Below are 19437 nucleotides of genomic sequence, written 5' to 3'. Positions count from 1 at the left end.
TATTTTTATTCCGTATGGGCAAGCTTATTATAAGTACTGGGGATGGGATTTTTGGTTTTCATTAATTGTGTCACCAATTGATCGTAATAATTTAAGTTGTTAGTTACAATTTTATTATTTATTGCAAGTAAGTCTGAGTTTATTTTGACTTGCATGATCATTGTTTCCCATAATTCGGTGTATTGACTTAAGAGTTCTTTATTTTTTATTACGTCTTTTATTAATGAATCTAGTTTAGCTTTAAGCATTAACTTTTCCACATTACTCTGTTCTATTTGTTCATACTGACGTTTTTTATAATAAACAGCATCATTTTTTAAATGTTCGTTTAAACGTTCAATACAATTGATGATTTCTTCTAATATCTGGTGATCTAAAGACATGTAGCACACTTCCTTAAAATTCATGTTCTGCTAAAATTTGTTCAATCAATTGATCACTATCAACAATGTATTCGCCAGATTGAACTCGTTGCGCAATGGCTTCGACTTTATTTTGCTGAATCGGTTTTTCTTCAATATGCACTACCGTTTCGATGTAATGATTTAGCTGGTCCAAATGGGGAACAGCTTGGTTCTTACTTGCTGTAGTATTATTTGATTTATATTCATGTTGTATTGAATATCTATTTAGAAGGGGACTATGACTTACTATTTTCAAATCATTCATTATTTGTGTCCTTAGTAGTAAAATAAATGCTATTAATTATTATTATTGCTAATAGCTAAAATAACTTAAACTAATTTTCCTTGCTCGAATAAATTGTTAAATCGTTCTCCATAATATATTTCTAAAACTTTATCTGAGTAACTGCTATCTGTTGCATAATTTACTTCTTGAAGTTTTCTGATGTATGACTCCGGATTTGAAGCCAAATTTAATGCTTGCTCATATCGTGGATTTGACTTGATAAAATTAACATAGTCGCTGAAACTTTCAGCGTAGGATGAATAAGCTCTGAATACTCCCTTTTTTTTAGTCATTACGCCATCTTTTTCCTCTAAAGTATCTACAACTACTGACTTTTTATCCCATTGGGATCCAGCTTTTATATTAAATAAGTTATGCGAACATCCATTTTTTTCATGGTTAATAATATGTTTTCCCCAGCCTGTTTCTAATGCTGCTTGCGCCAGTAAAAGTTTTGGGTCTATACCTAACTGACTCGCTGCATTTTTAGCATCAGCCAAAGAGATTTAACGAACTCAAGTTCGGTAGAGAATGTGTGTACAGTGGTTTCTTGGAAAGGCTTTTTTGCTATTTGAGCATTACTAAGCGAATCGATTGCAGATACTTGTGTATTTTTTTGAATATCATCCTGCTCGGGTGCTTGAATTTGCTGTAGATAGCGTTCTACCGCATTACTAAACCCCAATCCCTGATGCGCTATGGATAAAGCAACTTGCTTGTCAAATAAATCTTGATATATTTCATGACCGGCTGCCGATTCCTCGTTATTTGAAAAAACTTTGTTTGCATCACGCATGCTTTTCAATAACATTTGCACTAAAATCGACTCAAATTGCTGAGCAACTTCATGTTGTGTAGTAGTTGAATGTGATGCTATTCGATTCTTTAAGTTGCTAATTCCTTGGATGTTAAGATAATTATTTGTATCTAAGGTTAGTGTGTCAGTCATAAAATAATCCTATATCACTTCCAAATCCGCATGCAAAGCACCTGCTTGCTTAATTGCTTCAAGAATTGCAACTAAATCACCAGGAGCTGCGCCTACTTTATTTATAGCATTTACGAGTTCTTTTAACGAGCCTCTTGTTTTCAAAAGGAAGGCCCTGCTTTTTTGCTCATTGATATTCACATCAGAGTCAGATCCTTTTACAGTTTTTCCACGAGCAAAAGGCTCTGGTTGACTAACAAAAGGAGTTTCAGAAACAGAAACAGTCAAATTACCGTGCGCTACTGCTACTGGGCTAATGGTAACATCCTGGCCAACAACAATAGTTCCTGAACGAGAGTTAATAATTACTTTTGCAGCCACATCTGCTGGCATAACCGGTAAGTTTTCAAGCCCTGAAATAAAATTAACATAAGAATTTCTACCTAAAAAACTGCTTTTGCTTAACGATTCATTGAGTTTTACCGCGACTGCACCAGCATCAATTGGTTGTGCTGCGGTATATCCTAATTCTTTATTGATTGTTTCAGCGATTCTATTGGAAGTGGTAAAATCAGGAGAAATCAATTCAAAAACAATCATACCATCGCGGATATAGGGCATGGGTACGGTTTGTTCCACTGTTGCACCATTAGCAATGCGGCCAGTAGCAGTGACATTAACAGTCACTTTGGAGCCATCTAAACCTCGAGCTCCAAACCCAGATACAACCACATTTCCTTGAGCCATGGCATATACTTGGCCGTCAGCCCCTTTTAGAGGGACTAATAGCAAACTGCCCCCTCGCAAGCTTGGAGCATTGCCTATGGACGAAACTGTAACATCCAGTTTTTGTCCAATACGGGCAAAAGGAGGTAATATGGCGCTCACTGCGACAGCGGCAACGTTTCTTAGTTGAAAATTCTTATCCCGAGGAACTTTAATCCCAAAATCCAATAGCATATTCTTGAATGTTTGATCAGTAAATGGTGTCTGGTTCGTTCTATCACCTGTCCCATCTAATCCTACAACCAAACCATACCCAACTAGTTGGTTATCTCTAACACCAGCAAGTGTAGTTATGTCTTTGATTCTTGAAGCCTGTGCTTGTAAAGTTAAAAAAAGTAGTAATAAAGTAATGACAAAATTTCTCACCTAAACTCCTTTTCTAAGCACTGTTAATAATGATGAAAAACTCTCTTGCAATTTCAAGTATATCTCTTGTGTCAACTGAATAGCAGTCATTTGTTGTGTTAAGTCGCTTAAAACTTGTACCATATCTGCATCAGAAAGATTACTAATTAATTGTTCTTCGACAAATATAGAGTTTTCAAGAATCTCTTTTTGCATGTCAATTCGCATTCCAGCATTACCGACAATGGATTCAAAGCTTTGGAAATGCCTATATGCTTGTTCTAAAGCATCCCCTATATTAATTAATTGTTGTGATAAATTAACTTTATCAGCTTCTGTATTGACTGGTTTTCTTATTATATTGATAAAGTGCTGAATTGTAGTAAATACGTCTTGATTTTTTGCTGGTGAAATCGAGAAATTATCACCAGGGTTTGGTGACCCAGATATGATATAATTGATGCCATTAAAATTTACATTTTCTCCGGGAACATAAAGAGGGGCATCATCGGGTATCGAGGAAGGGGGTTGCGGTACTACTTGCCCAGACTGTGTACCATTTATAGAATAGACCAATTGTCCCTGACTATTTAGTGCAAAAGATATAGTGTAGTTATCAATTAACGCACTATTATTATCAATAGTATAACAATCAGAGATAAGTCCTGTACCGGTATTTGTAGACAAGCTGGTGGCTTGATAAGGGCTATTTGCATTGGAAATAGCACAAAATAGATTATATCCTGATTCCGTGTAATTAATTAAATTATCAGGGGCAATGGTAATTTGCATGTTTTCATTTGAACCCTGATAAACATAACCAAGATCTTGATGAATAAAAGGCGCTGTACTAGAGCTTATGCCACTAAAAATATAATTTCCGTTTTCATCACGGGTATTAGCATAGGATAAAAATTGCTTTAAAATTCCTTCTAATTGATTTGCAAAAACTTGTCGGTCACTGTCATTGACTGTTTCATTTTGTGCTTGGATCAAAATTTGCTTCGCATTTCGCAATAGCTCAAGCGATTGAGAAGCAATCTCACTTTTTTCGTCAGTAATTTTTTCAGCAACAATGAGATTGTATTCGTAATTCTTAATTTGGCTTAGATTATTTTTGACGTACTTTATCTGGTCTGCAAGTATAGGGTTATCAGAGGATGAAACCAGCTTCTTGCCTGTTGTTGATTGAATACGTAGCTGGTTAAGGAGTTCATATTGACTTGTAAGAGCTTTTTCTTGCATTTTCAATTGATTTACCGTTGGTAATCTCATAGAACTACCCCCTAAATAGTGAGAATATCGAATCCATTGTTAATTTTGCCGCTTCAAGTATTTGAGCATTTGCTAAGTAAAATTCTTGCAATCTCGATAAATTCATCGCTTCTTCTTCAAGGCTCACACCTGATATTGTATCATGCATCGATTGAAGTTGATTTTGAAAATTATCAGCCGCTTTTTGGTTGATTTGAGACTCATTTGTTAACACAGAAATTCGAAACATAAAATCTTGATAAGCCTGTGTCAATGTTAGGTTATTTCCATCGATTGAACCATCTAAAAAAAGTTTGGAGAATAATAAGCCATTGCGATTATCACTATCTCCATTGACATTATAATCTAACGAAAAACTATCTCCTGTTGTCATTGCACCCGATAAAGAAACTCGGTAACCAGGATCAAACCCTCCCGGTGTAGGAAAGACTGTGCTGCCACTTCCGGCATTATAAGGAATGTTATCTTCAATGATCGAATTGTCATTTGCATTTACAAGTTGATATGAAGATTCATTTAAAAATACTATTTTTATAGGGGGGTTAAGTTGTTTTGCCAAAGAGAAAGAGCTATTAGAGGTATCAGTAATCTCAGTAATATGAATTGCCCCTGTCCACTGTTTTGCAAGTTGGCAGAAGCAGTAACTGGAAAACCTAAAGCGAGTTGGCTGCCCTCCTTTGCTGTGATATTAAGTTGATGAGCAAAATCCAGGGTCGGATTAATAAAATAGCTATCACCAATAACCACATTGATGTTGTTAATATTTATGGAAAAACCATCAGCAGAAATTTCAGCAGGGAATGAATTTAATGAACCACTATTTACTACATTACCATCACTTATACGAATTAAATTAAAATGATTTGGGCTATCAAAAATCAGTTGATAGTCACTCTCAGTCAAATCACTTGACCCATTGATTGTTACATTCATCTGGGCAATTCCTTGATTTGACGCTGCAGCAACAACACGTTTTTGGGCTAAAGCAGGGTCATTTACATCGTTAAAAATCATTCCGCCTAAATTTCCTCGTGCATCAATACCTAATTGATTTTGATGATTCATAGTGTAAGCTAAAGCGGTAGCTAGTCTATTTAATTTATGCTCCAACAGATTTAACGTATTATTGTTGTAATCGAGTAAGCCGGAAATTTCTCCACCCGTGAGAATTTCTGTAACAGGTATCCTAGAGGCCTCATTCTCAACAAAGACATCAATTGCTCCTGGAGTTGAGGGATCATTCTGAGTTGTGAAGGTAGCAACATGAGCTTTATCAAGCAAAGAAACGCCATTTTCAAGGCTGATTTCTACTCCCCCAAAGCCATCATCCTGATATTGAAATGAGATAAGTTCCGCTAAAGAACTCAGTAACTCATCTTTTTGGTCTAATAGATTCATCTGATTATCAGGAGTCTGAGTCTTTAGCTTTTGATTTAGTTCACCAAGCTTCGATAACAAGGAATTTACTCTGCTTATCTTTTGATGTAACGAAGTTTGTGAATTGACGCGTTCCTGATTTAATGTTTGACTAACTGAATTAATTCTTTTGCTTATGTTTTTTAAAGAATCTAAATAATAATTTCGACCCTCATAGGAAGACGGAGTTACATTCAAAGACTCTAAGGCATTTAATGCGGTATTAATAAATTTACTGACACTTGTATCTTCATTATCTAAAAGGGTTTCTAAGCTTTTAAAATTATTATACAAAAGCGAGGATTTCGATAAATCACTATATGATCTGATGAGTTGACTATCTAAAAAATTACTGGATATACGGCTGACATCTCCAAGTGTAACCCCATTACCAAATAAACTAGGCATTGCTTCATGAAAATTAACCATTCTGCGACAATAAAAAGGATTATTCGCATTAGCGATATTATTGGCGGTTAAATTCATCGCATTTTTTACTGCAGAAACACCACTCAAACCAATATCAAATAATGAGCTCATGAGTCACTCCCATTTATTTTCAGCCTTAATAAGGATAAAAACGGTTAAATAATTTAGTAATCAATCCTCCAGAGCTTGCATAACCCGCCTGTCCCTGAGCACCGTAATTTATTTGTGCATCTGCAATTCTTTGTGAGGACACAATATTATCTGGGCTAATATCAATTTGACGAACAATTCCTCTTAAGCGTAAATATTCGCGTCCTTGATTAATGTTTACCCAGCTCTCACCTTGTACGACTAAATTTCCATTCGCCATGACATCAATAACAGTTACTGACATTGTACCCATCAACTTATTGCTTTGATCACTATTACCACTGCCATCAAAAGTTTGCTGAGTGTTCGTTTGGACTTGTAATTCTGGCAAAACTTGTCCATAAAATATGGGGGTTGGGTAATTCAGTTGTGCTTTTTTATCAGTTTTAGTTTTAGACTTGTATTCCCCTTTAGTGGTTTCTTCAAGCCTTATAGTAAGTACATCACCAACCCTTCGAGCAATTTTATCTTGATATAAAGTCATCTCGTAACCTGGTTGATAAATAGTGCCATTCCTTTTAGGGGGAGGAGGGATGTTTGCAGGCAAGCCTGGAAAAAAAGAATCGTCATGGCCCAAAAAACCATTACACCCAGTTAGCAAAATAGATACAATCCAAATCAATTTCTTCAAAATTAGGTTTCCCTATCTAATTTCTGATACATGTTGTCAATAGCCGAAACAACTTTTGAGGTCATTTCAAACGCTCTTTGAGCTTCAATTAAATTAACCATTTCTTCAACAACATTGACGTTTGAAGCTTCAAGTTGGTATTGGCGAACTGTTCCAAACCCGTTTTGTGTTGCTGTACCAGTTACTGGAGCGCCACTAATGAGAGTCTCTTTATAAAGATTATCCCCTAAAGCCTCAAGGCCAGTGGGATTAACAAAATCAACTAACTCTAATTGTCCTACTTGCTCTTCTGTGCCCGAGCCTGAAGTTACAGAAATAACACCATCTTGGCTTATGGAGATATTCTGTACTTCAGGCGGTAACGTAATAGGGGGTTGTACTACATAACCATTATGTAAAACCAATTGGCCTTGTTCGTTTACTTGTAAGGATCCTGTCCTGGTGTAAGCGAATTCGCTTTGGTTGGGGATTTGGATTTGTAAAAAACCCCTACCTTCAATAGCGATATCCAAAGCGTTGTCTGTTTGCTGAGCGGGACCTTGGGTAAATATTTTTTTGTTATCTGCAAGTTTTACTCCCGTACCAATCATTACACCGCCTGGTATTTTTGTTTGGGCAGTTGATGAAGAACCAGGCTGAATAATCGCTTGATATGCTAAATCGGCAAATTCAGGGCGATTTTTCTTAAAACCTGTTGTACTGGCGTTTGCTAAATTATTACTGATGATAGCAATATTTTTATGATGTGCTTCCAAACCCGATTTTGCAACCCATAATGCCAAATCCATTTCTGAGACTCCTAATTTAGGTTGTTATATTCAATAATTGATTTGATTTTGTAGCATTTTCACTTGCTTCTCTCATCAATTTTGTATGTATGTCAAATTGTCGTGAGCTTTCAATCAGTTCTGTTAAGCAACGGATGGGATCAACATTACTACCTTCTAACGACTCTGGAATAAGCTTGATATTAACTGCAGGAGTAGGAAGAAAATTTCCATTAGGATAAAATAAACCGTCATTTCCTTTTTTCATATTGGCAGGTTCTGCTTCCACAAGATTAATTTTTCCTACTTCCGAAAGTGTAGTAGCTGGCTCTCCAGGTAGTTGCGCATAAACAACGCCATTTTTATCAATAGTAACTTTAGATGATGGGGGAACTGTAATGACCCCTGTAGTTCCCAAAACAATATCTCCTTTACTGGTTACCAAAAGACCTTGAGAAGTAATATCTAAGCTGCCAGCGCGCGTATATCCTAATTGGCCTGACTGAGTTTGTACTGCAAGGTAGCCATTAATTCCATCTATCGCTATGTCTAAATTCCTACCAGTATAATTGATTGCCCCAGGTTTTGGATCAGTATAAATCAAGTTATTTTGAATAACCCTTTTTCTATCCTCATTCTTAATTGAATCTGTATTCACAACATTTTTATAATCAGCACGGAAAGCAGTTGTACTTATATTCGCTAAATTATTAGCGATTACTTGCATATTAGTGACTATTTGTTTGCCACCATTTGCATTAACATACAGCGAATGTTCTAACATGAATTATTCCCTTAGTTCACTAGATTTTTTCAATTGTTTGTAAGACTTGGTTGTATGTTTGTTGTGCTTGAGCATTCGCTTGGAAATCATGCTGAGCAGAAATAAGATTTACTAATTCTTCTGTTAAGTCAACATTGGAATATTCAACAGAACCCACAATAAAACCAGAATCACTCGCTTTTGAATCAAGAATTGGCTCTCCTGAGCTTGAAGTAGGTAACCAGGACATATTTTCCGATCTTGCCAGACCTTGATTTGATTTAAATCGTGCAACTGCAATTTGCCCTTCGATCCGGGATATCCCGTTACTGTAGGCGATGTTAAGGCACCCATTTTCATCAAGATTACATCCGACTGGGGTACCGGAAGGATAGCCATCTTGATTATGATCGTATGTTTTGGAGTCTCCAGCATATTGAGTTGAGTTGTTAAGACTAATATTAAATGTACCTGGTGCGGCACCATTTATTGGGGCCCAGTTTAATCCTGAGAGTCCTGTTACCGAAGATAATGCGCCACTGTTTGTAAATGATAAAGTGCCATTACCTACAATTTGGTTATCAACAGAGACTTGTGTGGTCCATGAATTATCTGCGGTTTTAACATAAAATAGTGAAGCAAGATAGGAATTACCTAAACTATCATAGATGGTTTGATCGGAGCGAAAATTATAAGTACTGGGGTCATTAGCATTGAAGGGAGACGAAATTATATTCGCATTTGAATCAAGATTCACACTCATATCTATAGAAGTAGTGGCTTGTGCAGCTAGAGGTGAATTGGGAAATTGTAAGTCTACTGGTTTTGCTGAAGTTTGCAACACACCGTTGATTGCAGGATAGCCTTGCAGGATTCCTTCATATCCGACCAGATAACCTTGATTATCAAAATTGAGTCTCCCACAGCGAGTATAGCTCACTAGACCATTTGCAGGATTGCGCTGAATCATAAATCCATCTCGAGCAAGACTCACATCAAGCCCACTTTGAGAAGTTTCTATTCTTCCCAAGGAAAAATCTTGATTAACTGATTTTATTCTAGTACCCATTCCCAAACTATGGTTGCTCGTACCGTTACTGCTATAAATATCTGCAAAATTGATATAGGATTTTTTGTAACCAATGGTATTCACATTAGCAATATTATTACTTATAGCTTCCATATGCGAAAGAGCAGCTTGTAAACCTGTTGTAGCAATGCTTCCAATGCCCATGATGATCTCCTTATCAGTTCATTGAGTGTCTTATCACTTAATCCTTTACGATTTACCGTTATCGTTTAATATCAATCTAAATTAATAGAAATCAACTTACAATATCTTAACTACATCTCCCATAGGAATTCCACCTAATCCATCAACATTCAAAATAACACTACCATTTGCTTTATCAAAAGCCACACTGTTTACACGAACTGTTGTTGCTGTGTTTAATTTAACATATTGGCCTCCAACAAGGCTTTTGGCTTCAATTTTATAAAACCCGGCTGAAACTGGATTTGATTTTTCATCAAGTCCATCCCAAGTAAAATCGAGTACACCTTCAGATGGAGCATTTAATTTAATGGTTTTAATGGGTTTGCCGCTACTGTCTTGAATGGTTAGTTCAATTTCTTCGACGCCAGTGGGTACTATTACTGAGCCCTGAGCCACTTTATTATCTTGCAACTGTAACCTATCACTTAACACTTGAATATCCTTGCCCACTACTTGTGCTGCCTCAAGTACCTGTGATGTGCCTAGGTTAACTTTCAACTGGTCCACACTTTTTACCATCTCTTCAGAGGCGCTCAAACCGGTAAGCTGAGCCATTTGTTGCATCATCGTACTGGCATCAAAAGGATTTAATGGATTTTGCATTTTCATTTGTGTCAGTAATAATTTCAAAAAACTATCTTTAGATAATTGATTGGTATTTATATTTGGTGATAAAGCATTAGTTTGATTTGTTAAAGTAGTGTTTGTATTAATCATCTTGGCCTCAATTTTTAAACCTACAAACTGCGTAAGGAATTAAAATGTATTAAATATTATTAATTGCTTTAATAACCTGCATTTTCAAGTCTTTCGCTGTAGTTAATACTTCTACTGAAGCTTGATACTGTTTTGAAGCAGAGATCATGTCGGCCATTTCATTGATAGGGTTTACATCAGTTATGTAAACTTTCCCATCTTTATCGGCAAGTGGATTGCCTGGTTCTAATCTCCAATCTAAAGGGTTATTACTTTTATACACACCGGTTATCCTCACGCCACCAATAGGTTGCTCGCTTGGAATTATCCCTATTAAGTTTTCTTGAACCTCAGAGAATATGGGGTGTTTTGCTCTGTATGTTTCTTGTGGAGAGCTGCCTATCGTTGAACTGTTTGCAATATTTCTAGCAATCATTGTAAGACGTTCATTTTCTGCAGACATTGAACTGGCAGCAATATTTAATATGGAATCCATCTAATCTATTCTCCTCTAATCGCTTTTATATACTGAGCGGCTTTTCGTTCTATTGATCCTATGGTCATTTGATACCGTAAAGAGTTTTCAATGAAGTTTTTACGCTCAATTTCATCATCCACGGTATTCTCATTAATCTTTTGTTGCATTGGTACGCGATAGTAAATGGACTTATTGGTTTGCAGGTCTTCTCCACTCAAGTGATTTACGTGAGTTTGGTTTAAGGAAGAGCCGCTGCTCACTCTGTCCATGGCTTCACCAAAATTTAAATCTTGGGCTTTGAAATTTGGAGTATTGGTATTTGCGAGATTACGTGCAATTAAGTTAGCTCTCATTTCACAGAGATTTAGTGCCTGTGTTTCTCGGTCAAAATTAATCAAACCAGTCATATGTGCTCCCTTGAATACCATGCATCAAGCATAAGTATCTACAATTGATGTTATAAGTTTATTTTTTTCTTGTCTCAATTCCTGCTTCACTTCTTCATCATTATTAAATGAGGGTGATCTAGATTGTTCTTTGGGGTTATCTTGTTTACCAGATTGATATTGAATCGTAGTTTGTACAAGTTGAAGCTCTGCATTGTTAAATATTTCTTTGAGATGAGATACATGATGTTGTATTAATTGCTTGGTTTCATTCGTTTCAGTAAAAAAGTAAATCTTCGATTGTTTATCAATAATCTCGATTTTTGCAGTAATGTCCCCAAGCTCTTTTTGATTAATATGTAAAGTTAATTTTCTAAGAGTTTCTTCTGTTAATGGTCCATCCTGTGACTCCCAAACGGTATTAAATGTTTTTTGTGAGGATACATTGAAATTGCTGGATTCTTTTATTGCAAATTCTGGAGTGATGTTTTGTTCTTCTTTTGGTAACCAATTTTGATAAGTTAATTTGGGAAGAAATTCATAACTTAGATCTTCCTTAGCAAGACCAGATTGCTGCGATTGACTATTAGGACTCAATACCTTTTCAACGTGGGATTCGAGTTGTTCAGGACTAGTTAGCATTTCTCTATTTGCGGTATATTCTGCAACATGCACATGCTGTGATTGTTGGTTTTTCTTGGGTAATTGATTGAGGAGAACATCAGTATCTTGTATAGGTGCTACTTGTTTGTTTTTATTTATAAAATCAAGTGTTTCTTTAGGTAGATCCACTGCTAAATTTTTTAAAGTAAGTATGTTTGATTCAAAATCAGTTTTATTCAGAGGTTCTTTTTTAACAATTAAATCAGGTATGACTGATGTTTTCTCTCCAAACCCATTCTGCTCAGTCAAGATTGTTTTTGAGGTATCAGTCCTATCTATATTGTGATTTATTGGTTGGAATTCATTTTGTTGCTTTACTTCACTTGAATCATATTGCTGCGAATTATTTGTGGGAACAAGGAGTGCTTCTGTTGTAGAGTAATATTTCGAAGCGTATGGTGGAGATAAAATTGAGCTTTTATTCTGGATCGAAGGTAAGTCATCATTATTTTCTATCCGTTGATAATCAGTATCCTGTAATTGCAAAAACAATGATGGCATAAAATATAACGGTTGCTGCGCGTCTTGACCTTCATGAGTTTGATTTATGCTTATTTCTGTATCTTTTTCTAATTCAGCATTGGTGTTTTGTTGCAGCAATCTGTGAGAAAGTAACGAAAAAGGATCTTGAACAAAAAATAAATCATTATCTCCAGAATTGGGATTATCCAATACAACTGTGTTGTTTAAACATCCTTGTATGTACATAGTCGCAGATTACCTTAAGTAGAAATCGCAATAACATAAGTACAACAACCCCTAACGCCGGTTCTATCACTTTTGTAGTTTTATGGAACTTTTTCTTTATAATTATAGTATTACAAAATTTTTCTACCTATAGATAATAGTACGGATAATTATCATTTAGCAAGATATTTATCAGTGGTATACAATTCGCAACTTGGGCTAACGTGGTTAATAAAGAGGATGCGTGCACTAGGGTATAATTCTGGCCTTACCTTGCTTTGGTTTTGTACTCATGGCGGCACAAGTTTGACATCATTTAAACGTTAATAAAATTAAGTTATAAATGATGTCAATGTTTCTTAAAATTTATATTGAAGCTCCTAGAACTGAACCGTTGAAATAAGCATCTTCGAGATGCTCTGAGTAATTTGCATCTTGAATTCCCTTTTGCGTTTGGTGATTTAAAGATTCATTATGAGAGAAAAATTTACAATATTCTTTTTCAACTTGTTTAATTTCAGAACTTGCAGCATTGTATTCAATGAATGTATTCACAGAATGATACGTTAAACCGGCTAGCGTCAAGACACCTATAGCGGCAGGGAGTGCTATAATTAAACCAACTGGTAAAATAGTTGCGCCCATGAATACCAAAAAAAGTGTGGGGACAAGCCATATAAGAGACGGTGCGGTGATGCTTATAAGTAAAACGCCTAAACAGCCTATTAAATATTCAGATTCAATTTCCTGTTGTTTTGCCACTGCGAGGGTATAATAAGGTTTTTTATCGGGACTCCATCCTAATGCTTTTCTGGATTTCAATAAATTATCTAAGTAATAGCTAGTAGCCAGTGAACCTTCATCACGAGCAATATCTGCTACTTGTAGCTCTTTTATACTAATACCTTCTCTAATGATTGCATTTATTTCTCTAATAAGAGAAAAATTAGTTAGAGACTTATCTAATTTAGCTCCCTTAAAACATAAAAAATAGACTATCAAATCAAATGCTTGTTTTTTTTCATTTGTAATTTCTTTAAATTTATTTTGTTCATAAATTTGCCAAAATTCTTCGATGAGGTGCGCTAAAATTTGATTAACATTCTCATTTTTATAATGCAATTTAAGAGATTGAAATGCATTATCCTGTGACTTGGTATTTTTAAGATCATCAGCTATTTGTTCCCAATTGAAAGACATTCATTAACTCCGATTTCAAAAAATGGCCTAATTATATTCAAAAAGCAATGATTATGAAACATTAATCAAAAATACCATTTTGGCTTTGCCCCAAAGAGCCAATTAGTAGGGAATAATATGATGGCTTAATTTTCATCACAATTATTTTAATTAACCCATTATGAATAAAACCATTCTAGCAATAAGACAAAATAGGAAATAATTTTTTTTACCAGTTTTAAAACCCTATAAATTCATTTATCATCGGTTTAATTATCTTGAATTTAGATGTAAATAATTTAAGGAGTGTGGAGTGAAAATTAGGCACAAACCTCTAAGAACACTAGTTAGTACTGCTGTCCTCGGAGTTCTTACTGCAAGTGCAGTAAATGCAGGAGGATTTTCTTTATATACTGAAAGCACAGGGTATACCACTGGTAACTTTGCTGCGGGTGTGGCAGCTGAAGCAGCAGACGCCTCTACAGGTTGGTATAATCCGGCTGGATTGACACTGATTCGCGAGCAGCAAGCTGTATTTTCAGGCGTTGGAGTATTTCCAACTGCTAAATTAAGCGGGGTTAGCACCTTTTCTGGACCACCTCCATTACCGGATTATGTAGAAGTTTTCAATAATGTCAATGGAGCAGAAGATGCCTTTGTACCTTCTTTCCATTACGCTTTGCCAGTTGGTGAGAGTACGACTGTAGGTTTGAGTATTGTTTCTCCTTTTGGATTGTCGACTAATTGGGGACCAACCTCTCCAGTGCGCTACCAAGCAACCTATACCGAGTTACTGACTACTAATATTTCTCCGGAAATTGGTGGGAAATTAACAGATCATCTCTCTGTAGGAGCTGGGTTAGATTTGCAATACGCCCGTGTTAAATTTAATCGTATGATAGGAATTCCCACTATTTTTGGTAATATCATACCGCCATTTAATCCTATGCTCTCAGACTCATTTACTTATAATAAGGGTCATTCTTTTGGGGTAGGTTTCCATGCAGGCGTTCTGGGCATGTTTAATGATAATCATACGCGTCTAGGGGTTAACTACCAATCAGAAATGAGGCATGAATTTCATGGTTTCAGTCGCTTGACAGGGCCTTTGGCAAATCCGACAAATATTTTTGCTCCTGATTTACCACCTGGTCTTTTTAGAACGGATGATTTGTATAGTAATTCTATAGATCTACCGGACGTAATTACTATTAGTGGTTATCATGATATCAATGAGAAATTGGCCTTATTGGGTTCTTTAGTTTATACAGGCTGGAGTAGCTTTAAAGTGATCCAGTTGAACAATGTGGCAGCACCTTCTGTCAATCCGGGCACGGGAGCTATAAGCTTGGTTAAGGTAACTTCTGCTTCTCCACAAAACTACTCGGACACATTACGCGTGGCAGTTGGTGCTAACTATTATATCAATGATAAGTTGATGCTTCGAGCTGGCGGTGGTTACGACCCAACACCTACTAATGACATTGATCGAGATGTACGTCTACCTGATACCGATCGGTGGGCATTATCAGTTGGCGCACATTACCAAGCAAGAAACAATATTGGTGTAGATTTAGGCTATACTCATTTATTTACTCACGGTGATCCAGTGGTTAATAGAACTGATGTATTAACACCTACAACCAGTTACAATGTAACAGCAACTGGAACCGCAGGTGCTAACTTGGTGGGAGCACAAGTGGTTTGGACTATTGATCAACCACCACCAGTTCCAACCAAGTAATTGCTTCTCCCTTGCAAGGCCACGTGATCTACGTGGCTTTTTTATTGTAACTGCTCACGCTGTATCGCCGGAATGCTATATTTGGCCTATCTTGAACGAAAAACCGAACGCAACTCTGGCATTCCACCAAGATTCAAGTTATGTACCTGAACGGCTACCTTTATTTTAGCTGAGAAGAAGCGGTTTATCAGTAGGTTAAGTAGTTGAATGGCGATATAATATTAATTGCTGGGTTTAAAATTGGGTAGGGGCCTTACTGCCCCGACCTTCCATATACACAGTACAAAAGTACTAATCTTTGGTAATTTCAGCTTCAGCTGGTCCTATTGCTCTCAAAGTATAACCTTTAGCTGATAAAACTTTAGGAGAAATGTCACCTGTTTCCAGATCCATAGTGACGTATCCAATATCTATAGGGTTAGCAGTATTCGTTGCCATTTTTATTAAGGCAGCGCATTTTCCATTCGTTGTATGTCCATAGCAAGCCATTCTCACCATATTCCAGTATACTTGACGAGTAGTGTGGGCTGGTGTGGGGTAAGGAGAGGGAATAGTACCAGCTACGTAGCATTAGATTCCTCGCTAGTGTTATTATGAGTTGTTAAATAAACCGGGGCTGCAAAAGCTGTTGCGGCACTTAGACTAATCGCAAGGGCCGATAAACTCTTAAGCATTAAATTCATTGATTTCTCCTTTTAGATTATAGTTGATTAGACATGCCAATCTTTTTTACTATATGAAATTGTTTTGTGTGAGGCAAGCCTTTCTCTCTACATAGTTGTTTTGTAGTTCTGGTTTTGATTCATTTGATTTAATTTCAATAAAATTGTGAGTTCAATAACTTAGCCACATCCTTAGCGAAATAAGAAATAATAAAATCAGCACCGGCACGCTTTATTGCAATGAGGCTTTCAAACATGGCTTGTTCTTCATTGATAAGATGATTTCTTGCAGCATTTTTTATCATGGAATATTCACCACTTACTTGATAAGCACAAAGTGGTACTTCAGGAAAATGCTGTTTTAGTTTATATATAATATCTAGATAGAAACCAGCTGGTTTTACCATGATCATATCGGTACCTTCTTCCAAATCTAATCTAGTTTCTCTTAACGCTTCATCGCTATTGGCTAGGTCCATTTGATAAGCTTTCCTATCACCAAATTTGGGTGCTCCTTCTGCTGCTTCTCTAAAGGGGCCATAAAGACAGGAACAGTATTTTGCACTGTAACTTAAAATAGGGATCTGATGAAATCCGGAAGCATCCAGGGCTTGGCGAATTGCCAGGACCATACCATCAGTCATACCACTGGGAGCAACCCAGTCAGCGCCTGCTTCGGCATGGCTTACTGCTTGTTTTCCTAATAACGTTAAGGTGGCATCTGTATTAATTTGAGTACCATCCAAAACTCCACAGTGCCCATGATCAGTATATTCACAAAAACAAAGATCAGTGATAATTAATATTTCACTATTAACCGATTTAATTTTTTTGATGGCTTGTTGAATAATCCCCTTATTATTAAAAGATTCGCTTCCACAGGCATCTTTGTGTTTTGGAATCCCGAATAAAAGTACTGCTGGGATACCTAAATTTGATAGAGTTTCAATTTTTTTAGGGAGACAATTGAGACTCAATTGAAATTGCCCAGGCATGGCATTTATTTCTTTTGATTCAGTTAAACATTCACTAATAAACAATGGTGCGATTAATTGTTGTGTATGTAATCTTGTTTCTCTCATCAATGCTCGAGACATTGCGTTGCTTCTTAAACGAGATAATCTTAGAGGCAAATTATATTCATTCATATCTTATACATCCTCAAAAATAGGTTATTGACCTGTAAGCATCTTCTATGGGAAAACTGAGTAGAAGATAAAATACGCTTTACCTATCCTCCCCAATTTTTTCCCAGACTGGCTGGTACAGAGGATATTTTAAGTGAAAGCCACAAAAATATTAACCGCATGTTATTGATTTGTTTTATTCTCTCCTAACGAATGAGTACTTTTAGTATAAAGAACATCCACACCGTTTCCTGAATCACTACTGCTAACCTGAATGCTTAAAAATTTATTCAGTATGTACTTTAAAGTTAGTACGTTGGGATCCGCTTGAGATAAACCAACGTTATAACTTAAATAAATCCGATCTGAAAGGGATTTTCCAACTACAACCCCCGTTGAGTCGCTGATTTGCTGAGTCGACTGATTATAAGTGCCTGTAGTTTGCACGCTAAGATCAAATCCTAATTTTTGTTTTAACTGTTCTAATAATTGAGCGCCATTGGTACCAGTACCAAGATTCATGGATGAGATCGCTGTTAAAAGCAACTGCGCACCTGCTTTGTTAGCTTGGCTAGCTGGGCGTCCTAAAACTAGTAAGGAGAGAATGTCTGCTTGAGAGAGGGTAGGAGGAGTAGAGAATAATTGAATTTTGGGAGATTGTAATCGGCCAGTCACCTCTACTCCAACTTTGATATTACTACCAATATTTAGGTTGCTGTAGTTATTAAAATCAAATAACTGAGAGGAACCGGATAAATTTCCAAATGCATTGGATACGTTTTTTGAGGCTTTTATATTGATTCCAGGATTATCCAGTCTGCCTCCTGTAAAAATTAATTGTCCTTGTTCAATAGCTAAGTCTTGCCCGTAAGCTTTGTATTCTCCTTTTTTGACAGTTAGCTCGCCGTTGGCTGTTATAGCTCCTCGCGGCAATTGATTAACTGTCACTGTCCCTGCCAAATTAGCATGTAATCCTTTAAAAGTTAGTTCAACTTCTTCTCCCATTTCAACTCTTACCGACATATTAGTGTTTAACATGGGAATAGGAGATTGAGCATTTTTGTTCTTAAAGACAATATCATCCGATGCGGCAAGACTATTGGTAAATGTTTGTGGCTTTATATGTGCATTAGGAATTAAAATAGTTCCTGTAATATCAAATTTGGATGGTGTGAATTGCATCTTTAATTGCGGGGACATACTGATTTGGAATTCTTTATTATTAGCGATAGGGAAATTAGAGCCCTCTACAGCAATAGATCCATTAAGCTCTTTATTGAGAAAACCTTGTCCTTTTAAGGTTAGTTTTTTATCAGCGGAATAAATGGCACCAGTGGCCTCCCATTGATTTTTTTTTCCAACAACTGTTAATCCTATATTACTTATGTTAATACCTAATGTAGGGATAGTTGCCGAGCCTTTATTTAACGATAATTGGCTTTCAATTATTGGTTTATTTAGAGTCCCTTTGGCTTGTAGAGAGGCTAGCAACCGTCCTTTGGGATTATGTAGATAAGGGCTGACGTTTTGTAGAAAATCCAAAGAATCAACTAGAATGGACAGTTTCGCATCGAGTGGTTGATTGCTTAGATCATGATGCCAGTTAAGATTGGATAACATAAAGTTGAAATTAATTTTTTTATGCGGATCCAGAGTCATTATCCCTTGTCCAACGAGTTGCTTTGGAGACAGAGAGATTTTTATATTCCCTCCTTCGAATGGTATTAAAGAGATAAGATTGCTTTCTGCCATCCGATAATGGCCTGGATGAATAGTCATTGTGAAATCGGCTTTATTGTAATTTTGAAGCACGCCTTTTAAAGATAACTTGGTGTATAATCCCTCTTGTTTTGAAGAGAAATCCAGGGGTTGAAGCAAAGTCGCATCAATAGTCCAATTCCAGGGCAAGCTACCTTGAACAGAAGCGTTCATTTGCCAGTTTTTCAACTGTCCTGAGCTGATCTTGGATTTCAGGTTTACAGTGACATTGGGAATGGTTCCTAAGATTTCAATTCTTCCTTGAGCGCTTTCTAGATCGCGCTCTTTAGTAAAATCTCGCCAATGTAAATCGTGCCATTTAATAATTTGTTTTATTTGTTTTAATTGTTGAATGGAGCCATTGATTGATATTTTACCTGGTTTTTCGAATTCGCCTATCCATTGAATATGTTCAAGATCACCTCCAATATTTAAATTTCCCGATATGATATTAGGGGCATCGGGATTCGGATTGAGGTGAATTTTTCCTGAAAACAGATGAGGATAAGAGTTATTAATTTCTAATTGGCCAGCAAGATTTTGATTTAAATAATTAAGTTGAATGACATTAAGGTTGATTGATTTTTGATTTAAATGACCA

Annotated in this window: 20 protein-coding genes and 1 pseudogene; 1 reads left to right on the top strand and 20 read right to left on the bottom strand. The window is 36.3% G+C overall.

Annotated elements, in window-relative coordinates; all coding sequences use genetic code 11:
• Positions 1–5: 5 nt before the first annotated feature.
• The 17 genes from OK13_RS04400 to OK13_RS04325 form a co-directional block, all read right to left on the bottom strand.
• Positions 6–383: a hypothetical protein gene (locus OK13_RS04400; protein ID WP_035888064.1), complete on the bottom strand. Its 378-nt coding sequence runs from the start codon at positions 381–383 to the stop codon at positions 6–8.
• A gap of 13 nt (positions 384–396) precedes the next feature.
• Positions 397–669: a flagellar biosynthesis anti-sigma factor FlgM gene (locus OK13_RS04395; protein WP_035888062.1), complete on the bottom strand. Its 273-nt coding sequence runs from the start codon at positions 667–669 to the stop codon at positions 397–399.
• 65 nt (positions 670–734) lie between these two features.
• A complete protein-coding gene (locus tag OK13_RS13880) occupies positions 735–1190 on the bottom strand; it encodes a glucosaminidase domain-containing protein (protein WP_052117561.1) in 456 nt (151 codons plus the stop codon).
• A complete protein-coding gene (locus tag OK13_RS13875) occupies positions 1157–1639 on the bottom strand; it encodes a rod-binding protein (protein ID WP_052117560.1) in 483 nt (160 codons plus the stop codon). The genes OK13_RS13880 and OK13_RS13875 overlap by 34 nt, the downstream gene beginning before the upstream one ends.
• A gap of 9 nt (positions 1640–1648) precedes the next feature.
• On the bottom strand, positions 1649–2770 hold the full coding sequence (locus OK13_RS04385; RefSeq protein ID WP_035888061.1) for a flagellar basal body P-ring protein FlgI: 1122 nt from the start codon (positions 2768–2770) through the stop codon (positions 1649–1651).
• Positions 2771–4024, bottom strand: a complete 1254-nt coding sequence (flgL, locus tag OK13_RS15110) for a flagellar hook-associated protein FlgL (protein ID WP_035888059.1) — start codon at positions 4022–4024, stop codon at positions 2771–2773. It lies immediately after the preceding gene.
• A 4-nt stretch (positions 4025–4028) separates the two neighbouring features.
• On the bottom strand, positions 4029–4583 hold the full coding sequence (locus OK13_RS04375) for a hypothetical protein (RefSeq protein ID WP_035888057.1): 555 nt from the start codon (positions 4581–4583) through the stop codon (positions 4029–4031).
• Positions 4556–5980 (bottom strand): flagellar hook-associated protein FlgK, encoded by a 1425-nt coding sequence (gene flgK / locus OK13_RS04370; RefSeq protein WP_035888055.1) that lies wholly within the window; start codon positions 5978–5980, stop codon positions 4556–4558. Before flgK ends, OK13_RS04375 begins: the two co-directional genes overlap by 28 nt.
• A gap of 25 nt (positions 5981–6005) precedes the next feature.
• A complete protein-coding gene (locus OK13_RS04365) occupies positions 6006–6650 on the bottom strand; it encodes a flagellar basal body L-ring protein FlgH (protein ID WP_052117559.1) in 645 nt (214 codons plus the stop codon).
• Positions 6651–6652: 2 nt separating this feature from the next.
• Positions 6653–7438 (bottom strand): flagellar basal-body rod protein FlgG, encoded by a 786-nt coding sequence (flgG, locus tag OK13_RS04360; RefSeq protein ID WP_035888053.1) that lies wholly within the window; start codon positions 7436–7438, stop codon positions 6653–6655.
• A 16-nt stretch (positions 7439–7454) separates the two neighbouring features.
• On the bottom strand, positions 7455–8201 hold the full coding sequence (locus tag OK13_RS04355) for a flagellar basal body rod protein FlgF (protein WP_052117558.1): 747 nt from the start codon (positions 8199–8201) through the stop codon (positions 7455–7457).
• Between the two features lie 19 nt (positions 8202–8220).
• Entirely contained in the window at positions 8221–9414 is a 1194-nt protein-coding gene (locus OK13_RS04350; protein WP_035888051.1) for a flagellar hook protein FlgE, read from the bottom strand.
• Positions 9415–9510: 96 nt separating this feature from the next.
• Positions 9511–10173, bottom strand: coding sequence for a flagellar hook assembly protein FlgD (locus tag OK13_RS04345; protein ID WP_035888049.1), 663 nt, complete (start codon positions 10171–10173; stop codon positions 9511–9513).
• Positions 10174–10222: 49 nt separating this feature from the next.
• Positions 10223–10648 (bottom strand): flagellar basal body rod protein FlgC, encoded by a 426-nt coding sequence (flgC, locus tag OK13_RS04340; protein ID WP_035888048.1) that lies wholly within the window; start codon positions 10646–10648, stop codon positions 10223–10225.
• Positions 10649–10653: 5 nt separating this feature from the next.
• Complete coding sequence (gene flgB, locus OK13_RS04335) at positions 10654–11037, bottom strand: flagellar basal body rod protein FlgB (RefSeq protein WP_035888047.1); 384 nt, start codon at positions 11035–11037, stop codon at positions 10654–10656.
• A 24-nt stretch (positions 11038–11061) separates the two neighbouring features.
• The gene (gene fliK / locus OK13_RS04330; protein WP_035888046.1) at positions 11062–12387 is read right to left on the bottom strand and encodes a flagellar hook-length control protein FliK; all 1326 of its coding nucleotides are present in this window, start codon (positions 12385–12387) and stop codon (positions 11062–11064) included.
• Between the two features lie 345 nt (positions 12388–12732).
• Positions 12733–13566: a hypothetical protein gene (locus OK13_RS04325; protein ID WP_035888044.1), complete on the bottom strand. Its 834-nt coding sequence runs from the start codon at positions 13564–13566 to the stop codon at positions 12733–12735.
• Between the two features lie 292 nt (positions 13567–13858).
• Here OK13_RS04325 and OK13_RS04320 point away from each other — a divergent pair, with 292 nt between their 5' ends.
• Complete coding sequence (locus OK13_RS04320) at positions 13859–15289, top strand: OmpP1/FadL family transporter (protein WP_035888042.1); 1431 nt, start codon at positions 13859–13861, stop codon at positions 15287–15289.
• Between the two features lie 291 nt (positions 15290–15580).
• Here the strand turns inward: OK13_RS04320 and OK13_RS15995 are convergent.
• The 3 genes and pseudogenes from OK13_RS15995 to OK13_RS04305 form a co-directional block, all read right to left on the bottom strand.
• Positions 15581–15972 (bottom strand): annotated as a pseudogene (locus tag OK13_RS15995) (hypothetical protein).
• Between the two features lie 134 nt (positions 15973–16106).
• The gene (gene hemB / locus OK13_RS04310; protein WP_035888040.1) at positions 16107–17099 is read right to left on the bottom strand and encodes a porphobilinogen synthase; all 993 of its coding nucleotides are present in this window, start codon (positions 17097–17099) and stop codon (positions 16107–16109) included.
• 162 nt (positions 17100–17261) lie between these two features.
• On the bottom strand, positions 17262–19010 hold the full coding sequence (locus OK13_RS04305) for a translocation/assembly module TamB domain-containing protein (RefSeq protein WP_241480403.1): 1749 nt from the start codon (positions 19008–19010) through the stop codon (positions 17262–17264).
• Between the last annotated feature and the right edge of the window lie 427 nt (positions 19011–19437).

It is taken from the genome of Legionella norrlandica (assembly GCF_000770585.1).
GTDB lineage: Bacteria > Pseudomonadota > Gammaproteobacteria > Legionellales > Legionellaceae > Legionella > Legionella norrlandica.
Note: the sequence above shows the minus strand (reverse complement) of the source record. Positions and strands in the feature narration are given on the sequence as shown.

Bases quoted from the DNA above. Each gene is read 5' to 3' on its own strand.
- OK13_RS04400 (WP_035888064.1), bottom strand. From the start codon at position 383: ATGTCTTTAGATCACCAGATATTAGAAGAAATCATCAATTGTATTGAA.
- OK13_RS04395 (WP_035888062.1), bottom strand. From the start codon at position 669: ATGAATGATTTGAAAATAGTAAGTCATAGTCCCCTTCTAAATAGATAT.
- OK13_RS13875 (WP_052117560.1), bottom strand. From the start codon at position 1,639: ATGACTGACACACTAACCTTAGATACAAATAATTATCTTAACATCCAA.
- flgL (WP_035888059.1), bottom strand. From the start codon at position 4,024: ATGAGATTACCAACGGTAAATCAATTGAAAATGCAAGAAAAAGCTCTT.
- flgK (WP_035888055.1), bottom strand. From the start codon at position 5,980: ATGAGCTCATTATTTGATATTGGTTTGAGTGGTGTTTCTGCAGTAAAA.
- flgG (WP_035888053.1), bottom strand. From the start codon at position 7,438: ATGGATTTGGCATTATGGGTTGCAAAATCGGGTTTGGAAGCACATCAT.
- OK13_RS04355 (WP_052117558.1), bottom strand. From the start codon at position 8,201: ATGTTAGAACATTCGCTGTATGTTAATGCAAATGGTGGCAAACAAATA.
- OK13_RS04350 (WP_035888051.1), bottom strand. From the start codon at position 9,414: ATGGGCATTGGAAGCATTGCTACAACAGGTTTACAAGCTGCTCTTTCG.
- OK13_RS04345 (WP_035888049.1), bottom strand. From the start codon at position 10,173: ATGATTAATACAAACACTACTTTAACAAATCAAACTAATGCTTTATCA.
- flgC (WP_035888048.1), bottom strand. From the start codon at position 10,648: ATGGATTCCATATTAAATATTGCTGCCAGTTCAATGTCTGCAGAAAAT.
- flgB (WP_035888047.1), bottom strand. From the start codon at position 11,037: ATGACTGGTTTGATTAATTTTGACCGAGAAACACAGGCACTAAATCTC.
- fliK (WP_035888046.1), bottom strand. From the start codon at position 12,387: ATGTACATACAAGGATGTTTAAACAACACAGTTGTATTGGATAATCCC.
- OK13_RS04325 (WP_035888044.1), bottom strand. From the start codon at position 13,566: ATGTCTTTCAATTGGGAACAAATAGCTGATGATCTTAAAAATACCAAG.
- hemB (WP_035888040.1), bottom strand. From the start codon at position 17,099: ATGAATGAATATAATTTGCCTCTAAGATTATCTCGTTTAAGAAGCAAC.
- OK13_RS04305 (WP_241480403.1), bottom strand. From the start codon at position 19,010: ATGAACGCTTCTGTTCAAGGTAGCTTGCCCTGGAATTGGACTATTGAT.